Annotated in this window: 15 protein-coding genes and 2 tRNA genes; 12 read left to right on the top strand and 5 right to left on the bottom strand. The window is 49.3% G+C overall.

Annotated elements, in window-relative coordinates; genetic code table 11:
* Entirely contained in the window at positions 1-966 is a 966-nt protein-coding gene (locus tag ACQY6Y_RS07020; protein ID WP_428379600.1) for a Spo0B domain-containing protein, read from the bottom strand.
* A 73-nt stretch (positions 967-1,039) separates the two neighbouring features.
* Here ACQY6Y_RS07020 and ACQY6Y_RS07025 point away from each other — a divergent pair, with 73 nt between their 5' ends.
* The 4 genes from ACQY6Y_RS07025 (at position 1,040) to ACQY6Y_RS07040 (ending at position 4,793) form a co-directional block, all read left to right on the top strand.
* The gene (locus tag ACQY6Y_RS07025; RefSeq protein ID WP_428379601.1) at positions 1,040-1,774 is read left to right on the top strand and encodes a LytR/AlgR family response regulator transcription factor; all 735 of its coding nucleotides are present in this window, start codon (positions 1,040-1,042) and stop codon (positions 1,772-1,774) included.
* A 119-nt stretch (positions 1,775-1,893) separates the two neighbouring features.
* Entirely contained in the window at positions 1,894-2,379 is a 486-nt protein-coding gene (locus ACQY6Y_RS07030) for a zinc-ribbon domain-containing protein (protein WP_428379602.1), read from the top strand.
* A gap of 56 nt (positions 2,380-2,435) precedes the next feature.
* Positions 2,436-3,794 carry a hypothetical protein gene (locus ACQY6Y_RS07035; protein ID WP_428379604.1) on the top strand — a complete coding sequence of 453 codons (1,359 nt, stop codon included), beginning with the start codon at positions 2,436-2,438 and terminating at the stop codon, positions 3,792-3,794.
* Positions 3,795-3,836: 42 nt separating this feature from the next.
* A complete protein-coding gene (locus tag ACQY6Y_RS07040) occupies positions 3,837-4,793 on the top strand; it encodes a zinc ribbon domain-containing protein (RefSeq protein WP_428379605.1) in 957 nt (318 codons plus the stop codon).
* Positions 4,794-4,941: 148 nt separating this feature from the next.
* On the opposite strand, the gene ACQY6Y_RS07045 is transcribed toward ACQY6Y_RS07040, so the two are convergent.
* Together ACQY6Y_RS07045 and ACQY6Y_RS07050 are read right to left on the bottom strand one after the other, a co-directional pair.
* Positions 4,942-5,018 (bottom strand) — tRNA-Glu (locus ACQY6Y_RS07045).
* Positions 5,019-5,038: 20 nt separating this feature from the next.
* Positions 5,039-5,112: transfer RNA gene (locus ACQY6Y_RS07050), tRNA-Gln, on the bottom strand.
* A 282-nt stretch (positions 5,113-5,394) separates the two neighbouring features.
* Between ACQY6Y_RS07050 and ACQY6Y_RS07055 the strand changes: the two genes are divergently transcribed.
* The gene (locus ACQY6Y_RS07055; protein ID WP_428379606.1) at positions 5,395-6,642 is read left to right on the top strand and encodes a lysylphosphatidylglycerol synthase transmembrane domain-containing protein; all 1,248 of its coding nucleotides are present in this window, start codon (positions 5,395-5,397) and stop codon (positions 6,640-6,642) included.
* A gap of 8 nt (positions 6,643-6,650) precedes the next feature.
* On the opposite strand, the gene sdaAA is transcribed toward ACQY6Y_RS07055, so the two are convergent.
* Together sdaAA and gltX are read right to left on the bottom strand one after the other, a co-directional pair.
* Complete coding sequence (gene sdaAA, locus ACQY6Y_RS07060) at positions 6,651-8,285, bottom strand: L-serine ammonia-lyase, iron-sulfur-dependent, subunit alpha (RefSeq protein ID WP_428379607.1); 1,635 nt, start codon at positions 8,283-8,285, stop codon at positions 6,651-6,653.
* A gap of 55 nt (positions 8,286-8,340) precedes the next feature.
* A complete protein-coding gene (gene gltX / locus ACQY6Y_RS07065) occupies positions 8,341-9,825 on the bottom strand; it encodes a glutamate--tRNA ligase (RefSeq protein WP_428379608.1) in 1,485 nt (494 codons plus the stop codon).
* A gap of 350 nt (positions 9,826-10,175) precedes the next feature.
* Here gltX and metK point away from each other — a divergent pair, with 350 nt between their 5' ends.
* From metK to fabG, 7 genes are all read left to right on the top strand, one after another.
* Positions 10,176-11,450, top strand: coding sequence for a methionine adenosyltransferase (metK, locus tag ACQY6Y_RS07070; protein WP_428379609.1), 1,275 nt, complete (start codon positions 10,176-10,178; stop codon positions 11,448-11,450).
* A 161-nt stretch (positions 11,451-11,611) separates the two neighbouring features.
* Entirely contained in the window at positions 11,612-12,313 is a 702-nt protein-coding gene (locus ACQY6Y_RS07075; protein ID WP_428379610.1) for a MarR family winged helix-turn-helix transcriptional regulator, read from the top strand.
* Complete coding sequence (locus tag ACQY6Y_RS07080) at positions 12,314-13,327, top strand: 3-oxoacyl-ACP synthase III family protein (protein ID WP_428379611.1); 1,014 nt, start codon at positions 12,314-12,316, stop codon at positions 13,325-13,327.
* A 72-nt stretch (positions 13,328-13,399) separates the two neighbouring features.
* Positions 13,400-13,639, top strand: coding sequence for an acyl carrier protein (locus ACQY6Y_RS07085; protein WP_428379612.1), 240 nt, complete (start codon positions 13,400-13,402; stop codon positions 13,637-13,639).
* A 33-nt stretch (positions 13,640-13,672) separates the two neighbouring features.
* The gene (gene fabK / locus ACQY6Y_RS07090) at positions 13,673-14,617 is read left to right on the top strand and encodes an enoyl-[acyl-carrier-protein] reductase FabK (RefSeq protein ID WP_428379613.1); all 945 of its coding nucleotides are present in this window, start codon (positions 13,673-13,675) and stop codon (positions 14,615-14,617) included.
* Positions 14,605-15,537 (top strand): ACP S-malonyltransferase, encoded by a 933-nt coding sequence (locus ACQY6Y_RS07095; protein WP_428379614.1) that lies wholly within the window; start codon positions 14,605-14,607, stop codon positions 15,535-15,537. Before fabK ends, ACQY6Y_RS07095 begins: the two co-directional genes overlap by 13 nt.
* Complete coding sequence (gene fabG, locus ACQY6Y_RS07100) at positions 15,534-16,298, top strand: 3-oxoacyl-[acyl-carrier-protein] reductase (protein WP_428379615.1); 765 nt, start codon at positions 15,534-15,536, stop codon at positions 16,296-16,298. The genes ACQY6Y_RS07095 and fabG overlap by 4 nt, the downstream gene beginning before the upstream one ends.
* The last annotated feature ends 11 nt before the right edge of the window (positions 16,299-16,309 follow it).

Here is a 16,309-nt window from a genome sequence, read left to right on the forward strand (position 1 = left end):
TTACTCCTCTGTATTTTGAGACTCGTTTTTCGTGCTCTCCTGTAGACGCTGGATGTATGAAGCCGCCTCTTTCGTTTCGTCAAGGTCGAGCAAGCCATGTATTACTTGCAGATGGTTCCTCATATCGTGTCGCATACGTGACACTTTGGCAGTTTCTGCCTCAAGCGCTTGAGCTTCTTTCAGCTCTGCATCGATAAGGTTTGAAAGCGCTTCAGCATGAGCTTCGATACGCGCTGCTTCGCGCATCTGATAAAACGTACGTGCAATAAGAATGTCGAGCATTACATAGGTGCCGGTAAGAATTGATGCAACAACAAGAATTTCAGGCCTGTTTATCAGAGGGCTTGGATAAATTGCCAAAAGAACAAACATGCTCGGAAACTGTGCTGCTACAAAAGGAAGAAATAGAGACACGTCTCTCATATGAGCGGAATGGCTGAATATGCGCGGAGTATTTTGAGCATCCTGTGACACTTCCTGCACATCTGAAGTGTGTAACCAAAGGTGAGTAAGACGAATAACGCCCCATGCAAAAAGAACTCCAAGGACAAAACTAGCAAGACGAACAGTAAGAAATGCTGAGAAATGTATTTGAATTTCATAATATGACAGGGATGGAGCACCTTGGGTCAGAAAGCTCCAAAGCATCGTGCAAATTGGTTCTAGTAATATTTGGCCCTGAATTGGAGCAAGGGTGATAATAATCCGAGGAAGTACACCCAAGGAACGCTTCCAGAAAAACCATGGCAAAACAACTCGTAATAACAGCGAAAAAGGTGCAATAACAGGAGCGATAGGTGACTCCATAACTTGCAATATAGTAACGACGGTCAGAATAAGCGTCTGACCTGTAAGGAAAATTGTACGATGCCGCATAGGCAACGCTACGGCTTGCATCCACACGAATGGGAGGGTTGCCAAGAGGGTGGATATTTTCATTATCACTTTGAGAACCAAAAGATCCATGTAACCTCCCACGGCATACAACACCACAATATCCTATTATGTGTTAGTTGCTGCATGTAGGTCGGAGAGGTAAATGTATCGTTTGGCAATTCTTGAGGATGATTCCACTCAACTCGATTTGCTCGACAAGATTATTCAGACAACCAAGTATGGCTCTGAGATAGAAACAGCGCGTTTTTCAAATGCTGCTGAGCTTGAGCAAAGCCTTTTGGATGGCGCGAGCTTTGATATTGCCTTAGTCGATATTCGTCTTGCTGACACCGCATCAAATGAAAATATTGAGCCTGCTGAAACGGGCATAGATGTCGTGCATAAGCTGTTCGTTGCTACCAATACGCAGGTTATTTATGTAACTGGCTATGATATGTATCATTCAGATGTGTATAAAACACCCCATGTGTTCTTTTTGCTTAAGCCTGTTACGGCCGAACGAATGACACAGGCCTTAGAAGCTGCGCTGTTACAGCTTAAAAACATTGCTGAGAAGCCCTTACGGCTTCGTGTAGGGCAGGATGAAGTGGTCATAGAGCCGCATACCATCCGTTATGTGGAGAGCCATCGTCGTCAATTACATATCCATACCGTAAATGGTGAACTTGTCACATATCTGCGGCTCGATACTCTTGAAAATATGCTTCCTTCAAGTTTTGTGCGATGCCATAAAAGCTATCTTGCAAACCTGGATTACGTTACGCGCTATCGCGTAAATGAGCTTGAACTAAATGATGGAAGCATTATACCGGTAAGCCAATCTCGCCGAGCAACCGTACGGGATTGGTTTTTTGACCACGTTCGTGGAACACGATAAAACCTTCTTAGTTTTTATTACATCAGACTGATTGATTCTGACAGAGCATCTGCTTGAGAGCTTTTCTCAACGTAATATCCCACAAAACGCAATAGCTGAATAAAGCGTTGGGGGATACTATGCTGTGCCAAAATTGCGGGCGCGAGATTGAGGGTAATTCGGTTTTTTGCCCGTTTTGTGGCACGAAATGTGAGTCAACAGGTTCTGATGGCAAAACACGTCAGCTGGATACGTTGGTTCTTCCGAACCAACTTCCTCAAGACGACACTGATGAACTGAACAATCGCATAGATCAGCAAGAAAAAGCAGCGATCGACAGCAGATCTTCTAGGGAGCTCCTTGTCTTTATTATTATTTCAGCTTGTGTTGCGCTGGCCGCACTTATTGCAAAGCCCTCGTGGTGTCGCATTTCTCTGAGCGATGGGGCTTGTGAGGAGCTTTCGCTTCCTTGGAGTGAGTACCCCTATTACACCGTGCTTATCGATGCGGGTGACCACGTAATTGACGTGCGAAGTGGAGATGACAGTTACGGCGGAGTTGCTGTTTATGCTGTACGTCCAGACGGTTCAGGCCCAACCGATTATGTGACTGCTCCCGCTCTATGACACAGGCAAAAGCAATGAATCACATCAGTGGATTATAGGTAGGGAGGCGTTAAAGCATGTATTGCATCAAGTGCGGAAAACGTATTCCAGAACAATCAAAGTTTTGTCCGTTCTGTGCCACAAATCAGTTACATCCTGACTTGGATGATGAGCTTGAGGCTTCCGACGATCAGCTCGCGAGTGCGGATGATAAGAATCAGCGTGAATCATCTCGCGACATGCCTCGTAATAAAGCCTCCGGAAAGCATGGGCGTAAAGCCGTTCTTATCGCAGGATTTGCCGTAGGGCTTGTGGCTCTTGTTATAGGAATAGTTATCGCTTCTCAAAGCAGTCTTTTTAATCCGGCGGTTAGAGAAGAGCAGGACGCTTTTAAGCAATTAGTTACTTCTGATCTGGAAGGGACGGCTTCACAAATTGGTTTGGCTTCTGATTGGAGTTCTGGCGAGGAACCAGATGTTACGTCAGTAACGATCGATCAGATTGAAAATAGTAAACGAAACACCGATGGGGCTGATATGCGCTCAGTTGATGCCACCGTTGTGTATGAGGATGGCACACTCAGGACAACCTCAAAATGGAGTCTTGTCTATACGCGCCCCAATTCTTCTGAAGAAAACACAGATTGGACGATGGATGACATTCTAGAAACTGAGCGCACGACAGAACCAATGGGTCCTATTGCAGATGAAGCTATCGTGGAACATGGACCTTCTTTACTTGAGATGGCAGGCAAGAAAGTTCATGAAGACAGCCATGGGAAACAAGTTTTTCTAGAAGATCTGTACAAACAAAATGTCACGTTTTCAGTAACGAGCAATACTACTGGCCCAGACGGTGGTGAAGTAGAGCTTGCTATTTCGGCCCAAGATGGAATCTTTTCTTATGCAGGCACGTTGACCGCCACGTTTGTTTGGGATCGTTCAGATTGGGCGGTAACGTCTTGCGTAGCTGACGATGCAGCATACGAAATGAGCCTCGATGGGTTTATAGGCACCTGGCAAGGTGAGTTTGAGTCAACGGAACATAACTCTGTTATGGATGCTGGCGCCTGCTATGGAGGGCGTGCAAATCCTGTGCGTATGGTAGTAAAGAGCGTTGATAGTAATGCTCTTACCGCCACGGTAGACCTGTCATTTCTTTTCCATGATCATTACAGCCTCGCCAATGATGCAGAGACATCTGAAGGCGATACGGTTATTACAGCCAATGATGTTCTTATCAGCATTAATCCGAATACCACTTCGTTTTACCAGATATATGAAGGTAAAGGCTATGAGGTGTATCTCAAGAATTCCGAGGATGGAACGATTCAAATGAAAGTTTCCACGACGGCTCTTTGGCGTGAAGGAGCCCCTTGGATGCTTGCTTGGCGAAATGATGTGTTCACGATGAATCGAGTAGAGCCAGAAAGCTAACTAACCAGAAAGCTAAATACGACTGAGTTTGGAGGAGGACATATGTATTGTCCACGCTGCGGAAAAAAGAACGTAAAGGGCGCAACATATTGCTCTTTATGTGGGATGACGTTACCTAAGATAGAAAAAGCATCTTCTCATAGGGAGGACACAGATACTCGAAAAACGCCTACAGCTAATGATCAAACATCTGACAAAAGCCAGAAAGAGCTCGAAATTGATCAACATGTACAATCTGTTACACAGTTGAATAGCCGAGCAACCTGGCTTGCTATTAGCGCAGCGTGTCTTGCTCTTTTCCCACTTCTACCTCAGTTTAATATTGCTGGAGCAAATCTTTCGGCTATCGATTTAATAAAAGCTATTGATAAGATTGTGGAAATAGCACCTAGTGGAACTTCTGGCATCGAAGCTCTCAGTATTTTCGCTGCTGTATATATCTTAATGTGGATTTTAGCGGCAGTTGTTTCGTTTTTAAGCTGTTATGAAGTCTTTTCAAAAAAGCGTGCAAACAGTCTTAAAAGCACGTTCTTGATTGATGGAATCCTGTTTCTCATTCCGGTTATTGCCTCATTATTCATAAGTGATTCGCTTAATGGGTGGAGCATCATCTCCCCAACATTTGAAACATTTTTGGGAATCATCATGTCTGTCATTGGATTTTTAGGCTCATCAAGGGACGGGCTCTATACAAAAACTATTCCTCTGATGACTCAAAATACTATGCTTAACACACCTCTCTCTGGGTCCAATTCTTCCAACCTGTCGACAGCTTCCTCTACGGCTTCAAAGACAGCGCTACATTCAATAGCCTCAGACACGTCACAAGAGACTATCCCTTCGCAAACAAATGTCTTGTCAGATTCTTTTGCGATACCAGTATCTGCTCAGCGCATATGCGATGCTTCAAGTACTGCCCTTGTAGATGAGCTTAAGCGGCGAGGTGTTTTAGGCGAAGAAGAGGTAATAGCTTTGAAGAAGCGCATGATGGGGCAGTAGGAGACACGTAGTATTTACCTCAAACCCAACGGGCAGTATGCTCGAGATCTGTGCGAGCATATTGCCTGCCTGGAGTTACAAGAATCTTCAGGCAACTTGAAATATAAGAAATGAAAAAAGGCCACCTGAGAAGGTGGCCTGAAACATTTGGTAGCCCGTACCAGATTCGAACTGGTGATCTCCGCCTTGAGAGGGCGGCGTCCTGAACCGCTAGACGAACGGGCCATTCAATTATTGGCAGGACATGGCTGGGATGGAGGGAATCGAACCCCCACTGACGGAACCAGAATCCGTTGTCCTACCGTTAGACGACATCCCAAAGGACTTGTCCTGCTGCGCTTTTGCCTTGGCTCGGCGCGAGAAAATACTCTACTGTACTGAGGCGGTTATGGCAAGAGTGAATTTCAAACATTTTTAAAATTGTGAACATTTTGTCGAGCTGATTCCGTCAAGGCGGATTCTGCCCACAATCAGTTGCAGTTATCAGGGCCATACAAGCATTAAGTGTTTAACCTAAAGTTCTCAGCGGTATTATGTAGTAGTCAGGCCCAAGACCGCCAAGCGTGGAAGCGGTAGGGTGTCACCGAACCGAGGAGTCCCTATGACTGATTCCCGGGATTTTGAGCGAGACACTCACAGGCGCAGGCGCGGTCTTCGTACGCGCGTTGCAAATGAGGATGAAAACGCTCGTAAAGCCCGCTCAGGTGCAAAGTTTCTTGCGCTTGTTGTGTTGGTCTACATCGTATATCTCGTGGTAACAGGACAGATGTCGTCCTTTATCGACGCGCTTTCCAGCGTTGATAAGACATGGGTATTCCTCGCGTGTATCTGTTACGTGTTCTATTTCATCTTTGGTGTGGGCGCTTATGTGGTAGCGGTTTGGATGGATCCAAACTCGCCGGTAGGCATCCGTGACCTTATGAGTGTTGAAGCGTCAGGCGTCTTTTTCGGCAACCTTACACCCATGATGGCGGGTTCTGTTCCCTCTCAGATTGTCAGGCTTACTCGTACGGGGCTCGACCCAGGAGAAGCGAGTGCAACGCAATTTACCCGATTCATCATGTTTCAGTTTGGCGTGGTTCTTTTTGCTGCTCTTGCCCTTATCGCTAAGCTGGAGTTCTTCTTTGAGACCTATGGCAACATTGTTGTTCTTAACCTTATTGTCTTTGCTGCGCACGCTCTTGAACTCGCGCTGCTCTTTGCGGTGTGTCTCTGCCCGGGTATTGTAAAACGCACTGGCAACTGGGGCATTCGTTTTCTTGCTCGCCATAAGCTACTGCGCAATCGTGAGCATTGGGATGAGATGGTCAATGTTCAGGTCGATGAGTTTTCTGCTGCCTTTAAAGCAGCTGCCCGTCATATACCTGGCATGGCTGTAACGCTTCTTGTAACCATGTTGCAGCTGGCGAGTTTATATATGATTCCTTGGTTTGTGCTGCATGCTTTTGGGCATGATGCAGACTTTTTCTCTTGCTTAGCCGCTGGATCAATGGTGCAAATGGTATCTACCATCGTTCCACTTCCGGGAGGCACAGGCGGCGTAGAATCAGGATTTGCACTGTTTTATGGACCACTCTTTGGTTCTGCCGCTACGGCCGGTTATCTTGTATGGCGCATCATTACCTTCTTTGCACCTACCATTATCGCGGCTCCTCTTTTGGGTTTGCGCTCCAACGGGGGAGAGAGTATTCGCCATAGGTGCGATAGGTTGGTGAACTATATCCGCACTGGTGGAGCTGTCTCTATGCGCACTCGCCGCCGCAGAGGCAGTAAACACTCAACGGTATCTGTTGGCATGAGCGGTGCAGCCGCAAAGAAGCTTACTCAGAAACAGAAGTCCAAAAAGTAAGTCAACAATTAGTTGTGATTGCAAGCGCTGCATCCTGCACAGAGTGAGCGTGCCGTTGGTGTGGCCGCAAGGCCTCCACGCGCTGTTTCACGCAACGAAGAGGGTAATGCGTGACCTACTTCGGACATGGTATGTACCGCTTCATCAAAGGGCACGAGAGCGCTTATTCCTGAGAGCGCAAGCTGAGCAGAAGAGAAAGCAGCTGCAACACCTATTGCATTTCGAGTCTGACAAGGAACTTCTACAAGTCCGCCAATAGGATCACAGACAAGGCCGAGTAAATTTGAAATGGCCAGGGAACTTGCGTCAAGTGCTTGCTGGGGTGTACCGCCGAGCAACTGAGTAAGAGCGGCGGCTGCCATGGCTGCTGCGCTTCCAACTTCTGCCTGACATCCACCTTCTGCACCTGCTACGCAAGCAGCGGTTTGAATATTCATGCCAATGGCAGCAGCACAATAGAGCGCTTCGAAGATTTGCTCGTCAGATGCATTGAGATGGTCTGCTAGGGCAAGAACACAGCCAGGAACAACGCCTGCAGAACCGGCGGTTGGTGCGGCAACAATAACTCCCATACCAGCGGATCGCTCAAGAACAGCCATAGCACGGGCAACAGCGTTTGTCTGCACATTCCCCATAAGGGCTGAAGCCCACTTCTCAGCTCCCTCAAACACAAGCTGTCCTTCTCCTCCAATAAACCCACCGAGTGAGCGACGTGGATGAGAGAGCGGCTCGTTTGTCTCAATCCTCATGACTTCAAGCACGCGCGCCATCGCGGCACGTGCTTGCTTTTCTCCAACAAGACAGGCTTCGCGCTCTGCCATGACACCACCGATAGAGAGGTGGAGTGCTGTACAGGTTTCTAAGAGCTGTTTGCCATCGTCAAAGAGTTCAGGTGCAGTTATGCCGGGGCCAAGACCTGTTTCAGACCGTGGGGTTTCGATAAAGGTAGCGCGATCAACGTGGTCAAGGCGTCGGACCATTGGCAGTACGGCATCGTCAGGGGCACCATCCATTTCAAATACGGTAAACGCCTGGCCACCGGGTTCCATACGATAGGTGCGACAAAAGGCAATGTTTGCGCCAGCATAGGCAAGGAGATTAGTGAGAGCAGCTAGTACTCCAGGTGCATCTCGGTGCGCAACAAAGAGTGTGCTGTAAGCTCCTGTAACATCTACACCCACACCGTCGATACGGCTGATGCGTATCTTTCCGCCGCCAAGACTTTCGCCTCGTACTTCTGCGTGATTGCCGCCTTCATCATCCATAAGAATGTCGACAGTATTGGGATGGACGGTAGCGTCGTCTCCTGCCTCTTCAAAAAAGTATTGCAAGTTGGCTTGTTTGGCGAGTTCGAATGCATCTCGTATGCGTTCATCGTCGGTTTCAAGACCGAGAATACCTGCAACAAGTGCGCGATCTGTTCCGTGGCCCTTATAGGTATGAGCAAAAGAATTCCAAAGCCTGAATCGCACGCAAACGATGCGCTGTTCAAGTAGGGAAGCGGCAACCTGCGCACACCGCAGAGCACCCGCGGTGTGCGACGAGGATGGTCCAACCATAATGGGTCCGAGGATATCAAAAGCAGAAGTGGCTGCCAGCGTTTGAGCATGTGTAGATACAGGGGTAACTTTCTCTGTTGGCATTGCTCGTATCCTCGCTTTTCTTGGCGTTGTTGGAACAGATGGTGTGAAAAAGGTTTTAGAGCGCCATGGTGCGTGCACGAGCAATGCGTGCGAGGCAATCGTCGCGTCCAATAAGTTGCATTGTGGTACCAAGCGGGGGAGAGACAAGATTGCCACAAATTGCTGCTCGAATAGCTTGGAAGACAAGGCGCTTCTTCATGTCGAGCTTTTCCGGAAGTGGCTCGAGAGCAGCATCTATAGCAGTCTCGGTCCAGCAATCCTCGGACAGAGTTCCCAGCGCTTGTTGAGCAGCGTCAAGCACAGATCCCATACCTTCTTTTGCAAGACCTTTGGAAACAGCTTTTTCATCATAGGCAAGCGTATCGGCATGAGAAAAAATCATGCCACAGACGGATACCACTTCGCCGAGATGTTTAACACGTGGCTTCACAATGCTTGCAAGCGTAAGCCACCAAGCCTCATCACGATCTTCTGGTTTGGTAATGAGTCCTGCATCAATGAGCTCGGGTATCAGGATGGTGTTGGCAAAATCCTGGTCGGTCATGGCGTTAATGTATTCCGCATTCATCCAGTCAAGCTTTTTCGGATCAAATGTGGCGGGATTTTTAGAAACATGCTCAAGCGAGAAGGTCTTTGCAAGTGCTTCGCGCGGAACAATAGTTGTTTCTCCATCTGGAGACCAACCGAGAAGAGCGAGGTAGTTTACGAATGCATCGGAGAGATAGCCTGCATCGCGGTATTCTTCCACGCTTGTTGCACCATGGCGTTTAGAGAGCTTTTTGCCGTCAGTGCCCAGAATCATGGAGATGTGTGCAAACACAGGCACTGGAGCGCCCAGCGCCTCGTATACCATGACTTGCCTCGGCGTGTTGGAAAGGTGATCGTCTCCACGAATAACGTGGGTGATCTTCATGGCTGCATCATCAACAACGGTGGCGAAATTATAAGTAGGTGTTCCATCAGAGCGGAAGATAACAAAATCGTCTAACTCGCGTGCAGCAAAAGTTACCTGTCCATGCACAGCATCATTTACTACAACATCGCCACGATCGAGAGGAACTTTAATGCGCCAGACATGAGGCTCACCAGCTTCTATACGCTTGCGAGCTTCATCCGGATCAAGGTCGCGACAGCGCCTTTGGTATCCCTGGAATGGATCTTTGCGTGCGCGTGCCGCCTGGCGATCCTCTTCGAGCTGTTCTGGTGTGCAAAAACAAGGATACGCTGCGCCTTTTGCAATGAGCTGCTCAAGTGCTTCTCGATACATAGCAGCGCGCTCTGTTTGGGCGTAGGGACCAAAATCTCCACCTACCTCTGGACCTTCATCCCAGTCAAGACCAAGCCAACGCATGGCGCGCAAAATGATTTGCGTGTTCTCTTCGGTTGAGCGCGTAGGATCGGTATCGTCGATGCGAAGAATAAACGATCCGTGATTTGCGCGGGCAAACGCCCAGTTAAAAATTGCAGTACGAGCGCCGCCTACGTGAAGTTTTCCTGTGGGGGAAGGGGCAAATCGAACGCGAACCGGAGTGTCTGGCATGGAATTCCTCTCGTTGGAGTTACCTGAGCTTGAGCTCGTTGGGTGTCATAGTTTATAAGACCATAAAACGCAATGCATTACAGGAGCGTTCTGATCTTCTGGTCACAGGCATTATATTGCTCTAGAACACGATTGAGCTCATCTCAGATCGCTTTGTACAGAGCCTACAAGAGCTTGTAGATTTGATAGTCCTCTTCATCTGGTAGAGGTCTGGTGTATCGTCTATGCTTCATTGAATCCGTTGCTTTGTTCGATTATGCATGAGCTGCACGGGTAGGATAGAAGTTATGCGGAATGGTTTTGATGGAATGGTAACGGCCATCAAGCAATCGTCTAAGGAGTGACGAACTATGCAGGATATCTCTCGTTCCACCTCGAATTCGAGTTATCTGTTTACGTCGGAATCTGTCACCGAGGGCCACCCCGATAAAATTGCCGATCAGATTTCGGATGCCGTGCTCGATGCAATCCTTGAAAAAGAAGCTGTTCTAGAAAAACAGGGATATAAAGATCATTCCGGAATTCCTGCTCGTTTAGATCAGGTGCGCTGTGCTTGCGAAACATTGGTTACAACGGGAACCGTTATTGTAGCGGGTGAGATACGTACACAGGCATACGTTGATGTTCAGCGCATTGCGCGTGAGGTTATTCGCCGCATTGGCTATGATCGCGCAAAGTATGGTTTTGATTGCGAAACCTGTGGCGTTATCAATATGATTCATGAGCAAAGTCCAGATATTGCACAGGGTGTAGATGAGAGTTTGGATGCTCGTTCTGGGGCGGGTGATCCACTTGATTTAATAGGCGCTGGCGATCAGGGCATGATGTTTGGTTTTGCTTGTGACGAAACAGATGTGCTCATGCCAATGCCTCACTATCTTGCAAGTCGTCTTGCTGAGCGCCTAGCTGCCGTGCGCCATGATGGCACGCTTCCGTATTTGCGCCCTGATGGCAAAACACAGGTTACTGTGAGATATGAAAATGGACGTCCTGTTGCCGTGGATACCATTGTTATTTCTACGCAGCATGCAGCTGAAATTGATTCGATGGATCAAATCCGCGATGACCTCATTGAGCATGTTATTGCTCCTGTTATGGCTCAGGCAGGTATAGATTGGGGCAACTCGCGGCTTTTCGTAAATCCTACGGGAAGGTTTGTTGTCGGCGGACCTATGGGAGATACCGGCCTTACGGGTCGCAAGATAATCGTCGATACGTATGGAGGCATGGGTCGCCATGGAGGAGGGTGCTTCTCCGGTAAAGACTGCACGAAGGTAGATCGATCTGCGGCATATGCGGCACGCTGGGTTGCGAAAAATGTTGTAGCGGCCGGGTTGGCGCATCGCTGTGAAATTGAGCTTGCCTACGCTATTGGTGTGTCACGACCTGTTTCCATTACAGTTGACACACAGGGAACAGGATCTTTTAGTGATGAGGCAATCGCTCGCGCAATTAACGAAGTCTTCGATTTGCGTCCGGGCGCTATTATTCGCGATTTGGATTTACGTCGTCCCATTTTTGAGAAAACAGCTGCGTATGGTCATTTTGGCCGTGAAGATGCTGATTTCACCTGGGAGCGTACCGATCGCGTCGATGCTCTTCGTGAGGCCTGCAAAAACGCATAATGCAGGTATCAATAATTGTTTAACCTTATAAACATTGTGAAGCTCCTATGACAATCTAGGAGCTTCAGCGTCTCTTGCTTCATTTTAAAAGTTAGTTAGTTAGACTAACTAACTGTTCTGAAGCAGCATCTCTGTGAATGAAATGTTTAGAGGAGGCGCACATGTCTGTGATGAGCGAGCAGAGCATTCAGCATCACGAATCTTCTTCCGAAGATAACTTTGCTGTTGCATCACCTTTTGTCGCACATCAAGCCTCTTCATCTGACTATGAGTCTCGCTCAGATACTTCCTCTGAAGAAGTGTGGACGGGCACTTCTGCCGACCGCCATGCCCGTGTGGCTCGTGCGAGCGCCGCTAAGGCTGAGCATATTGCGGTTGAGGTGAGCGATCTGCTTTTCTCCGTATACAATTCAGAAGAGGGTCTTGTGGGCGGTTTGTCCATGGGCGAAACAAGGATCATACAGTTCGTTGGCGATGAAACCTTGGGGCAAGGGCGTAGCGTTACGGTAAGTGCCATCGCTGCTGCTGTTGAAGTGAAAGGTTCTTCAGCGACCGCAAGTGTCAATAAGCTTGTGCGGAAGGGTCTGCTCACAAAGACACGCAGCAAAGACGATGCACGATGCGTAAATGTTGCACTCACAGGCGAAGGCACTCGTCTTTATCGAGTTCGTCAAGGGTTTTATCGCAATATGGCACGCGCCATTACAAAGGGCATGTCATCGCGCGACGTTGATCTTTTACTGGTTGCTCTTGGACGTCTTGAACGTTTTTATCGCAGTGACCGTACAGACAAGAGCTCGAAAAGTGAACACACCAGCGATAGCAACTCTGCGCGTCGTATGGGTGACGAGGGGAGGGCCTAAATGGGCTTCCGCATCCTAGGAACGGGCACAGCCCTTCCTGAGCGTGTGGTTACAAATGATGATTTGTCTGAGTTCTTAGATACCTCTGACGAGTGGATCAGCCAGCGAACTGGCATTAAGACTCGTCATGTATGCACCACCGATTCGCTTGACGACTTGGCTACTCGCGCTGCTGAAGAGGCTTTGTCTTACGCCGGCGTTGATGCATCGGAGCTTGACTTAATTGTCTGCTCAACGACATCTCCCGACCATATTGTTCCCGCTCAGGCAACAGCTGTTGGCGAGCGCATTGGTGCTGCCTGTCCTTCGTTCGATGTTGCTGCTGCATGTGCGGGCTTCATTTTTGCCCTTGATGTTGCCGACGGCTGGTTCGCACGCGGTCGCGCTCGTCGAGTGTTGGTTGTAGCCGCTGAACGCTATACGCGTCTTATGGACTGGCATGATAGGTCCACCTGCGTATTGTTTGGTGATGGCGCATCGGCAGCTGTGCTTGGCGACGGTGGCGAAGGATTTATTTCGGTTCACCTATCTACAAAACCTGATCTTGAGGTGCTTGAGGTGCCAGGTCTTTCTGGATCAAGTCCTTTCAATGTCTCGGAGCCACGACCCTGCACACTCTCTATGCATGGTGGAGAAGTGTTTAAGTATGGTGTGACTTCTATTGTGCAAGAGGTTCGTAAGCTTGCTGCAGATGCAGGCATTACTCCTCAAGATATCGATCATTTTGTATTCCATCAGGCCAATGGGCGCATTCTCGATTCGGCTATCACGCGATTGGGCATAGATGGCGATCGTGTTGTTCGCACCTTGGCAGATACCGGCAACATCTCGAGTGCTTGCATTCCTTTGGCACTGGACAAACTTGTTCGTACAGGAGAGCTTGCTGCTGGAGAGTACGTTGCGATGGTTGGTTTTGGCGCTGGCCTTACAACTGGTTCTTGTTTGTTGCAGTGGGACGAAAAGAGTGCTGGTGCAGCAACGCTTGCCAAAACACCTTCAGATTTATCCGACTAATTAGGGTTCAACAGTGGCGCACCCGGCGTTGCTGTACACGACAGGGGCAGGGCCCCGGAACAGGAGTCAACAATGGCAGATCAGTCCACCTTTGAGCGCATTTGTGAGATCCTTCGCGAGCAGGACGGTGTTGAGGGCGAGCTTACCCCCGAGACCACTCTCGAAGAGGCTGGCCTGGATTCTCTGGCTGTCGTCGAGGCAGTCATGACCTGCGAGACTGAGTTTGACATCGAGATCGATCCAGATGCCAAGCCTGCCACCATTGGTGAATTCGCCGAGATTGTCGACGGCCTTATCGCCGAGAAAAACTAAGAAAACCAACAAGAGTTGAAGTAGGGAAGCGGCATGATTCGTACCCCTTTGTGTGATGCAATAGGAATTGAAAAGCCAGTTTTTCAGGGCGGTATGGCTTGGATTGCTGATGCAAGCCTGGCAAGCGCCGTGTCTAACGCCGGTGGCCTCGGCATTATTTCGGCTATGAACGCCGATGCTGAGTGGCTGCGTAACCAGATTCGTGAGTGCCGTAAGCGCACCGATAAACCCTTTGGCGTAAACATCATGCTCCAGAGCCCCTTTGTTGATGAGGTTGCTCAGGTAGTTGTTGATGAACATGTCGATGTGGTTGTTACAGGTGCTGGTACTCCCAATAAATACATGAAGACCTGGGTTCCGGCTGGTATCAAGGTTGTGCCGGTAGTTGCTTCTGTTGCTCTCGCTCGCTTGGTAGAGCGTGCTGGCGCAACAGCTGTGGTAGCTGAAGGCGGAGAATCAGGAGGCCATGTCGGCGATCTTACAACCATGACACTTGTTCCTCAGGTTGTAGACGCTGTCAACATTCCTGTTATTGCTGCCGGCGGAATCGCTGATGGTCGTGGCGTTGCTGCGGCATTTATGCTGGGCGCTGTAGGTGTTCAAGTTGGCACACGTTTCTTAGTTGCTGATGAGTGCACCGTAAGCGAAGAGTATAAAGAGCGCATTCTGAAGGCTGGTGATATTTCTACTATTGTCACAGGCCGTCGTGATGATCATGCGGTTCGTTGTTTGAAGACGCCGTTTTCCAATAAGTATGCCCGTCTTGAGCGTGAAGGTGTCTCAGCTGAGGAACTCGGTAAACTTGGCGCCGGTTCGCTTCGTAAAGCGGCTGTGGATGGCAACTATGAAGAGGGTAGCTTCATGGCTGGCCAGATCGCCGGTATGGTGAAGAAGCGCGAAAGTGCTGCAGCTATTGTTGATGACCTTCTCGATGGTGCAGAAAAAGTTCTTTCGGAGGCAGGTAAATGGGTAAAGTAGCCTTCCTCTTCTCCGGCCAGGGCGCTCAACATCCTGGTATGGGAAAGGGTCTCTACGATCGTGAGCCTGCTGTCCGTGAGTTGATGGATGCGCTCGATCATGAAATGCCTGGTCTTCTCGAGCTGTGCTTTGATGGCTCAAAAGAAGACCTGCAGAAGACCGAGAATACGCAACCTTGCGTGTTTGCACTTGACCTTGCTTGCGCGCGCGCCCTTGTGGCGCGCGGCATCAAGCCGGAAGCTGTAGCAGGTTTTTCGCTTGGCGAGGTTGCGGCGCTTACCTTTGCTGGGGCTTTGAGCTTAAGTGAGGGCTTTGCGCTTGTCAGGCATCGCGGAGAGCTTATGGCTCAGGCTTCTGAGCAAAATCCTGGTGGTATGCGTGCTGTAGTGAAGCTCGATGCCTCTACCATTGAGGAGCTTGCCGAGCGGGCAGGTGATTGTTGGCCTGTCAATTACAACAGTGCTCAACAAACTTCTGTAGCAGGTTTACCTGAGGGTTTAGAGCGCCTTGATGTGCTTGTACGTGAGGCTGGCGGCAGGAGCTTGCCGGTAAAGGTGTCCGGCGCGTTCCATAGTCCACTTATGCTTCCTGCAACCGAAGGGCTGCGTGCATGGCTTTCGGAGCATTCTCTTGCACCAACGCAAACGACGGTTATTGCAAATGTCACTGCTGAGCCTTATCCCGTCGAGATTGCAGAGATGAATGAGCTGCTTGCGTCTCAGGCATCACATCCTGTCCGCTGGCAACAAACAGTAGAAATGCTGGTTTCTCAGGGATTTGATTCATTCATTGAGTGCGGTCCTGGCAAGACGCTCACTGGCCTTGTGAGTAGAACTGCTCCTGATGTATGGGCTCAGCCTGCCGAAACACCAGAGCAACTTGATAAGGTGCTTGAGCACCTGGAGGGGAGCCAAGCATGAGTGAAGGAGCTCTTGAACGCGACACATCACGTCGCGTTGCGCTCGTAACGGGCGGTTCTCGCGGTATTGGTCGTGAAACTGCCTTGGCACTTGCTACCGATGGCTATGACGTTGCTATCGTGTATGCAGGTAATGCAGAGCGCGCTCAAGCTGTTGTGGATGAGCTTGGCGACCTTGGTGCCTGTGCTCGCGCTTATCGTTGCGACGTTTCCAATGCTGAAGAAGTGGATGCTTGCGTAAAGCAAGTGCTTGCTGATTTTGGAAGCGTTTGGACACTGGTAAACAATGCAGGCGTTACTGCAGATGGCCTTTTGCTTCGCATGTCCGAAGATGACTTTGATCGCGTTATCAAAGTCAACCTTAAGGGTACGTTTCTGATGACAAAGGCGCTTACCAGGCAATTTATGCGTCAGCGCGGCGGTCATATCATCAATGTAAGCTCCGTTGTTGGCGTTATGGGCAATGCTGGCCAGGCAAACTACGCCGCTTCGAAGGCTGGTGTCATTGGATTTACAAAATCTGTTGCCCGTGAGCTTGCTGGCCGTGGCGTTACTGCCAATGTGGTAGCACCTGGCTTTGTTCGCACAGATATGACGGCCAAACTTTCCGATTCAATTATTGCTTCTTATGAGGGACAGATTCCTCTGGGCCGCCTCTGTGACCCAGATGCCATCGCGAATGCTATTGCATTTCTCGCGAGCGACGCAGCAGACTACATCACCGGTGTGGTTTTGCCCGTCGATGGCGGAATGAGCATGTAGAGTTTTGCGGC

The sequence above is a fragment of the Olsenella sp. Marseille-QA0557 genome, assembly GCF_965119725.1.
Lineage (GTDB): Bacteria > Actinomycetota > Coriobacteriia > Coriobacteriales > Atopobiaceae > Coprovicinus > Coprovicinus avistercoris.